The sequence below is a fragment of the Stenotrophomonas sp. HMWF003 genome (genome assembly GCF_003061285.1).
Classification (GTDB): domain Bacteria; phylum Pseudomonadota; class Gammaproteobacteria; order Xanthomonadales; family Xanthomonadaceae; genus Stenotrophomonas; species Stenotrophomonas maltophilia_AP.
In genome coordinates this window covers 1-6,838 of the sequence record NZ_QAIW01000418.1, presented here as the reverse complement: position 1 = coordinate 6,838, position 6,838 = coordinate 1, and the positions used below count along the sequence as shown (strand labels likewise).

At 68.3% G+C, this 6,838-nt stretch carries 7 protein-coding genes and 1 pseudogene; 3 read left to right on the top strand and 5 right to left on the bottom strand.

From position 1 onward, the window contains the following. The 3 genes and pseudogenes from DBR34_RS21885 to DBR34_RS17905 all read right to left on the bottom strand — a co-directional run. A pseudogene (locus tag DBR34_RS21885) lies at nucleotides 1–181 on the bottom strand (hypothetical protein); the annotation flags it as partial. Further along, nucleotides 178–654: a hypothetical protein gene (locus tag DBR34_RS17910; RefSeq protein WP_128097787.1), complete on the bottom strand. Its 477-nt coding sequence runs from the start codon at nucleotides 652–654 to the stop codon at nucleotides 178–180. The gene DBR34_RS17910 and the pseudogene DBR34_RS21885, both read right to left, overlap by 4 nt. Nucleotides 655–804: 150 nt before the next feature. Next, nucleotides 805–1,719 (bottom strand): hypothetical protein, encoded by a 915-nt coding sequence (locus tag DBR34_RS17905; RefSeq protein WP_128097786.1) that lies wholly within the window; start codon nucleotides 1,717–1,719, stop codon nucleotides 805–807. A gap of 76 nt (nucleotides 1,720–1,795) precedes the next feature. Between DBR34_RS17905 and DBR34_RS17900 the strand changes: the two genes are divergently transcribed. Further along, nucleotides 1,796–2,380 (top strand): phosphatase PAP2 family protein, encoded by a 585-nt coding sequence (locus DBR34_RS17900; RefSeq protein ID WP_128097785.1) that lies wholly within the window; start codon nucleotides 1,796–1,798, stop codon nucleotides 2,378–2,380. Between the two features lie 464 nt (nucleotides 2,381–2,844). On the opposite strand, the gene DBR34_RS17895 is transcribed toward DBR34_RS17900, so the two are convergent. Together DBR34_RS17895 and DBR34_RS17890 are read right to left on the bottom strand one after the other, a co-directional pair. Beyond that, complete coding sequence (locus DBR34_RS17895; RefSeq protein ID WP_128097784.1) at nucleotides 2,845–3,810, bottom strand: ribokinase; 966 nt, start codon at nucleotides 3,808–3,810, stop codon at nucleotides 2,845–2,847. A gap of 26 nt (nucleotides 3,811–3,836) precedes the next feature. Further along, nucleotides 3,837–5,135, bottom strand: coding sequence for a nucleoside transporter C-terminal domain-containing protein (locus DBR34_RS17890; RefSeq protein ID WP_128097783.1), 1,299 nt, complete (start codon nucleotides 5,133–5,135; stop codon nucleotides 3,837–3,839). Between the two features lie 193 nt (nucleotides 5,136–5,328). Between DBR34_RS17890 and DBR34_RS17885 the strand changes: the two genes are divergently transcribed. Together DBR34_RS17885 and DBR34_RS17880 are read left to right on the top strand one after the other, a co-directional pair. Continuing rightward, on the top strand, nucleotides 5,329–6,297 hold the full coding sequence (locus DBR34_RS17885) for an aldo/keto reductase (protein ID WP_128097782.1): 969 nt from the start codon (nucleotides 5,329–5,331) through the stop codon (nucleotides 6,295–6,297). A 264-nt stretch (nucleotides 6,298–6,561) separates the two neighbouring features. Further along, nucleotides 6,562–6,759 (top strand): hemin uptake protein HemP, encoded by a 198-nt coding sequence (locus tag DBR34_RS17880; RefSeq protein ID WP_019182448.1) that lies wholly within the window; start codon nucleotides 6,562–6,564, stop codon nucleotides 6,757–6,759. The last annotated feature ends 79 nt before the right edge of the window (nucleotides 6,760–6,838 follow it).

Here is a 6,838-nt window from a genome sequence, read left to right as displayed (position 1 = left end):
GGGTGGCGGCATTGTGCACGCGCCGTCCTGCGAACAGCGGGCCGGTCCAATCGCAGGCGCTGGCGTCGATGGCCTGCGCCGGTCGCACCAGACCGCAGCGCGGACGCGCCGCGCCATGCAGCAGGTGCGAAGACAGCGTGGGCGTTCCCGGCTCCGCCGCATCGACGGCGGAGCGGCTCATTTCATCACGCCCAGCCAGAGCATCATTTCGAGCGCGCCGACGGCGAACAAGCCCAGCAGCAGCGCGATGCCGATGCCGATGCCGCGCCCGAGCGAACGCCCCGAGCGCTCGTAGACGAAGGCATACACGCCGACATACAGCCCGACGGCAACGAACAGGCCGAAGATCGGGTTGGCGGCGCCCATGAACATGCCGCCGCCGACCGCGGCCAGCGGCAAGGCAAACAGCCCCAGCAGTATCCGCCCCGTGCGGCTCAGCCCGACCACCGGCTCTGCGGATGGGGCTGGCGCGGTCGGGTCCGGATCCGGCGTGATGACCGATGCGTGCAGCGCGGGCGGCTGCGGGGTGCGGAGGTCGGTGTCCGTCGTGACGGGCTCGACCGTGGCGCGTGCTTCGATGCCGGTGGCGGGCGCGATCGGTTCCAACCCGCCGAGCACCACCGCCGACAGCACCGAGGTGCCCAGCAGGGTCACGATGCAGGAGCTGCAGGTGGTCGATGTCGAACCCCCGCCTGCCGCGGCAAGGTCCTGGCGCGAGGCACTGGCATCGAACTGGGTAGGCAGGCGATACATACGGTCACTCCGTTGACCGAGGCGGAAACGCCCGGCGCGTGCGCCACATTATCACGGGCGCTGGAGGTCCCAGGGCAAGTACAGCGGCGGTGGCATCGTCGCTTCGCTGCCCTGGCAGGCGGGGCACCACGGCAGCCGCAGCACCCGGTCGCGCTCGCCGTGCAGGTGATGGAGGTCGAGCCAGACGCTGCGTTCGAGATAGCCCAGCAACAGGGCGGGTTGATCCAGCAGCGGCGCGACCAGCGCCGCGATGCGCGCCGGCTGCGCTGCGACCGCCGGCATCGCCGGCACGACGGCGTCGCCCCAGCGACGCAGCACACGGTTGCCCAGGCAATACACGCAGGCGGTCTGGCCGGGCACCACATAGGGCCCGAGCGCGAGTGTGTGGTGATAACTGATGTCCACCAGCAGATGCGGTTGCGTCGGCATCTGCACGCGGTAGTGGGCCAGGGCCTGTTCCCAGCCAAGTCCGTGCCGGACCAGCACCCGCAGGTCGGCCTCGGCGTGGGAATCGACGCGCTGCAGATCGGCACTGGCGTGCTGGTCGAAGGCGTCAGCCAACCCGGGCAGCGGTTCGCCGAGCCAATCGAGTGCATAGCGCTGCACCCTGCGCGCGGCGTGCAGCGGCACCAGCACCCCCAGGCGCATCAACTGGCGGATCGCCGCGCCGCAGTCGGCATCGTCCTGCAATGCCGCCAGGGTGTCGTTCTCCCAGTGGCCAAGGATCCGATCGACGACGGCCGACGTATCGGCCTCATCCACCACGTACACCTCATCGGCGCCCCCGGACACCAGCAGCAGCTGGCGCTGCGCGTGGGTCTGCGAACACAGGGCCCAGGCCGGATTGCGCGTCCAGCGCGGTTCGTCCGCGTGCGGGCCTGCCTGTTCCTGACTGCCTGCTGCTGCCACTGCGTACAGTCCCTGTATCGGCCAAAGCGCAAGAATAGCGGCAAACAGGCGGGCCACGTTCTGCTACGGTGCGCGCGTGCCCCTACCGCCCGTTGCCCACACTCCGGTCCCCCATCCGCCCTGGCGCGAGGCGATGCTGTGGATGTTGCTGCTCGGCGCGATGTTCATCCATGGCTACAGCTGGACCAACCACTGGGCCGCCAGCCAGGCGCATACCTACAGCCTGCACGGGCCCTGGGACGATGCAATGCCGTTCTGGGCGTGGACGATCTGGCCCTACCTGGCGCTGAACCTGCTGTACCCGCTGACGTTCTTCATCCTTCCAACCCGGTCGGCCCTGCGCCGCCATGCGCTGGCCATCGGCCTGGTGCAGGCCGCCTGCCTGCTCGCGTTCGTGTGCTGGCCCACCGGCAACGTCCGTGTACTGCCGGCGCCCGATGGCGCCAGCGGGCTGCTGTTCGCACAACTGCGGGCCTTCGAGGCGCCGTTCAACATGGCACCGTCGCTGCATGCGGCGGTTGGGGTGCTGGTGTGGCAGGCGTGGCGGCACTGGTTGCAGGCCGACGCGGCGGCGGTGCGTTGGCTGTGGCACGGCGCCTGTGGCCTGATGCTGGTCTCGACCGTGACCACCTGGCAGCACGACCTGCTGGACGTGCTTGCCGGACTGGTGCTTGGGGCGCTGGCGCTGTGGATCCCGCGGGCCCCGGTTTTGCGGTAGGCATCGTGCATTCACCGCTCCACGATGAGTACCTGCCGCCTCTCGCGTATGGCCGGTGCAGGCGCCGTCTGGTTCGGCGGGCGTCTCCGATCAGGCCGGTCGCGAGCGTGAGGGCCCCGTAGCCGCCGGTAGGCCCCTGGTGCAAATGTCCCCCGGCCGCAGGGCGGTCTCCTCCTTTGTTTTGGCCAGGAGCCTACCGGCGGCTACGGGGCTCGGCTTGCGGTGCAAGCGAGAAGCCGTGCTCTTTTGGTGGCCGTTGGCGGGTCGGTCGCTGGGCCCCGATGCCCTTGGAGGCGAAATAAAGGAGGAGGGGGCGGCCGCAGGCCGACGCCGGGGGACATTCGCCGGAAAGGGCATCGGGGCCCAGCGACCGACCCACCCACAACCGCGCCTGCAAAGGGTCAACGCAGGCTAAAAAAAAAGGCCAGCGCGAACGCTGGCCCTGGGATACGCAACGGTGACGCTTACTTGGTTTCGGCATCACCCGGGGTGAAGTGCGGCATCGCCACGGCGGCGCCTTCCTTCTCGGTGGAGCGGCCGGCGAACTGGTTGGCGAAGCGCACGTGGCGGATGAAGGGTGCGTCCGGGTCCTGTGCCAGCGACGCGCACAGGGCGCCGTTGAAGGCATCGCCGGCACCGGTGGTGTCCAGCACCTGCACCTGCTCGGCGCCCACCCGGTAGTACGGCTGGGTATCGCCGCGCGGGGTGTCTTCTGCGTGGGACACGAACACGCCCACCGAACCCAGCGTCACCACCACGGTGCCGGTGCCGGTCAGCTTGCGGCACAGCGCATGCAGGCTGGCACCGTCGAGCGCGGCCACGTCGTTGGCATCCACGCGCTCACCGACATGGCGGCCGAGCAGGGCGGCGAACTCGGTCTCGTTGGGGGTGAGCACGTCGGCCAGCTTGAGCAGGCCGATGCTGGACGGGGCGTCGGCCGGGGCGGCGTTGAGCACGGTGGTGACACCGGCCTCACGGGCCAGCGCCAGCGCTGCCTCGATGGTTTCCACCGGCGATTCCAGCTGGGCCAGCACCACCTTGGCACCGCCGAGCAGATCGCGCTGGGCCTGCACGAAGTCCACGCTCAGCGCGGCATTGGCGCCCGGGCCGATCACGATGGTGTTGCGGCCGCGGGCGTCCACGTAGATGCCACCGGTGCCGGTGGGCTCGGTGCTGGCCTCGGCGGTCAGCGCGAAGCCGTCCTGCGCGGCCAGGCCACGCGCCATCGCGCCGCCGGCATCGTCGCCGAGCGCGCACAGGAAGGTGGTGTCCGCGCCGGCACGGCAGGCAGCCACGGCCTGGTTGAAGCCCTTGCCGCCGGGGCCGGTGCTGTAGCGCCCGGCGATGGTCGCGCCCGGGGCCGGGAGCGACTCGCAACGCCAGACATGATCCACGTTGAAGGAACCGACGACGACGACATTGCTACTCATAAAGACTGTTTCTCAAAGAACGGATATCAGCTGAAATGCGTCAGCACGCCGGCAATGGTGGCCGTCATGAAGGTGGCGATGGTGCCGCCCAGCACCGCACGCAGGCCGAACTTGGCCAGGTCGTGGCGGCGTTCCGGAGCCAGCCCACCAATACCACCGATCTGGATGGCGATGGAGCTGAAGTTGGCGAAACCGCACAGCGCGTAGGTGGCGATCAGGCGGCCCTCGGAGGACAGGCTCACGTTTGGTATCTGGCCGTTGATGATCTGGGACAGCTGCGTATAGGCAACGAACTCGTTGATGACCACCTTCTGGCCGATCAGCGAACCCACCGTGGTGGCATCGGCCCACGGGGTTCCGATCACCCAGGCGATCGGGGCCAGCACGTAGCCGAAGATCGTGGACAGGTTGATCGGGTGACCGATCCTGGCCTGCAGGCCGCTCACTTCGCCCAGCCAGGTCAGCGGGGCGTCGACCAAAGCGATCAGGGCAATGAAGGCCAGCAGCATCGCGCCGATGTTCAGCGCCAGCTTCAGGCCGTCGCCGGCGCCGGCCGCGGCCGCGTCGATGATGTTGCTGGAGGTCTTCTCCACTTCCATCTTGACCGTGCCACGGGTCAGCGGCGTGCCGGTCTCGGGCACCAGCAGCTTGGCCACCACCATGGTCGCCGGGGCGGCCATGATGCTGGCGGCCAGCAGGTGCTTGGCGTAGAACGCCCTCTGCACCGGATCGTCGCCGCCGAGCAGGCCCACGTAGGCGGCCAGCACGCCACCGGCGATGTGTGCCATGCCGCCGATCATCATGGTGATCAGCTCGGACTGGGTCATCTTGGCGATGTAGGGGCGGACCGTCAGCGGCGCCTCGGTCTGGCCGATGAAGACGCTGGCGCAGACGCTGGTGGTTTCCGCACCGGACACGCGCATGATCTTGGTGATCGCCCAGGCCATGCCGCGCACGATCGCCTGCATCACGTTGAGGTGGTACATGACCCCCATCAGCGCCGAGAAGAAGATGATCGTCGGCAGCACCTGGAAGGCGAAGATGAAGCCGACCTGCTTGGTATTCACCAGACTGCCGAAGATGAAACTCGAGCCGGCATTGACGAACTCAAGGATCTTGACGAAGCCCTTGCCCAGCGCATCGAACACATCGCGGCCACCGGGTACCAGCAGCACCACCGCCGCAAAGGCGATCTGCAGCGCGATGCCGGTCACCACCAGGCGCCAGTCCACGGCGCGCTTGTTGTTCGAGAACAGCCACGCGATGCCGATCAGCACCGCCAACCCGAACAGGCCGAAGCCAATCCTGCCCAAACCTTCGACCATGAGACTTCCCTTGGGGGTGCCGCGAAAAACGGGAAGCCTATAGCGGCGGCAGGGGCGGGGCAAGGAAAAGCGGCGTCCGCGGGTCGATCGGCCGTGATCGGGCAAGCATCGGCAAGGGGTTGCGGGCGGCGGGCGGCTACACTGGCCGGCACCGTTCCGGCCCGGTTGCGGGCCTGCAGCAGAGGACAATCCCATGCAATACCGACGTCTTGGATCCACCGGCCTGAAGGTGTCGGCCCTGTCCTTCGGGGCCTGGGTCACCTTTGGCGACCAGATCGGCCGCGACGAGGCCCGCAACCTGGTCGCCAGCGCTTGGGATCACGGGGTCACCTTCTTCGACAATGCCGAGGGCTATGCGCGCGGGCGCGCCGAGCAGGTGATGGGCGATGTGATCGCGGACCTGCGCCTGCCGCGCGATGGCTTCTGCGTGTCCAGCAAGGTGTTCTTCGGCGCCGTGGACGACCCGCGCCCGACCCAGCACGGGCTGTCGCGCAAGCACGTGACCGACGCCTGCCATGCCGCGCTCAAGCGGCTGCGGGTGGACTACCTGGACCTGTATTACTGCCACCGCCCGGACCCGGACACCCCCATCGCCGAGACCGTGCTGGCCATGGATACCCTGATCCGCCAGGGCAAGGTGCTGTACTGGGGCACCTCGGAATGGTCGGCGGCCCAGCTGCAGGAGGCCGTAGCCGTGGCGCGTGCGCAGCACCTGCACCTGCCCTCGATGGAGCAGCCGCAGTACAACCTGCTGCATCGCGAGCGGGTGGAGCAGGAGTACGCCCCCCTGTACGCCGACCCGGGCCTGGGCACCACCATCTGGTCGCCGCTGGCCTCGGGCCTGCTGACCGGCAAGTACAACGACGGCGTGGACGCGCAGTCGCGGCTGGGCCAGCAACAGCTGGGCTGGCTCAAGGACATGGTGCTGGACCCGGCCGGCAGCCGCCTGGACAAGGTCCGCCGCTACACCGCGCTGGCCGCCGGCCTCGGCCTGTCGCCGGCGCAGCTGGCCATCGCCTGGTGCCTGCGCAACCCGAACGTCTCCAGCGTGATCCTCGGCGCCAGCCGGGTCAGCCAGCTGGAAGAGAACCTGGGCGCGCTGGACCTGCTGACGCAGGTGGACGAGGCCACCTGGCAGCAGGTAGAAGCGATCTTCGCGTAGCGCCGGGCTCTGCCCGGCTGGCACCCAAGTAAAGCCGGGCTCTGCCCGGCTGGATCCCCGATCAACCCCGCCACTCCGGCCCCGCAGCCGAGCAACGCTCGGCTCTACCGGCCGTCGTCTGGCACCCGCACCGCTTTGCGATTGATGTAATCAATCGAAAACAAGAAATCAATCATCAATGCCATCAATCAAAGTGAGAATGGTTGTTGATTGTCAACTGAGAATCATTATCATTTGACTCGCCCCTCGCACGAGTCCAGACGAATGAACACTCAAGCTGCTGTACTGCTGCGCCCCGAAACGCTGACCCTCCGCGACCGTCCGGTGCGCGTGGTCCCGCCCGAAGAAGTGATCGACAGCGAAGCCCTGCTCAAGGGTCGCCGCGAAATCCTGATCCAGCACGGCGACCGCTTCTACCGCCTGCGCCATACCAGCAACGACAAGCTGATCCTGACCAAGTAGAGCCGACCGTTGGTCGGCTGCCCAGCCAGGCGCCCCCGGCTGCACCGTTGCCCGACCGCACGACCCCTCGGGTCCGGGG

What these genes read in the sequence shown, in the direction of transcription:
- DBR34_RS17900 (WP_128097785.1), top strand. Translation starts at nt 1,796, where the DNA reads ATGCTGTGGATGTTGCTGCTCGGCGCGATGTTCATCCATGGCTACAGC.
- DBR34_RS17895 (WP_128097784.1), bottom strand. Translation starts at nt 3,810, where the DNA reads ATGAGTAGCAATGTCGTCGTCGTCGGTTCCTTCAACGTGGATCATGTC.
- DBR34_RS17890 (WP_128097783.1), bottom strand. Translation starts at nt 5,135, where the DNA reads ATGGTCGAAGGTTTGGGCAGGATTGGCTTCGGCCTGTTCGGGTTGGCG.
- DBR34_RS17885 (WP_128097782.1), top strand. Translation starts at nt 5,329, where the DNA reads ATGCAATACCGACGTCTTGGATCCACCGGCCTGAAGGTGTCGGCCCTG.
- DBR34_RS17880 (WP_019182448.1), top strand. Translation starts at nt 6,562, where the DNA reads ATGAACACTCAAGCTGCTGTACTGCTGCGCCCCGAAACGCTGACCCTC.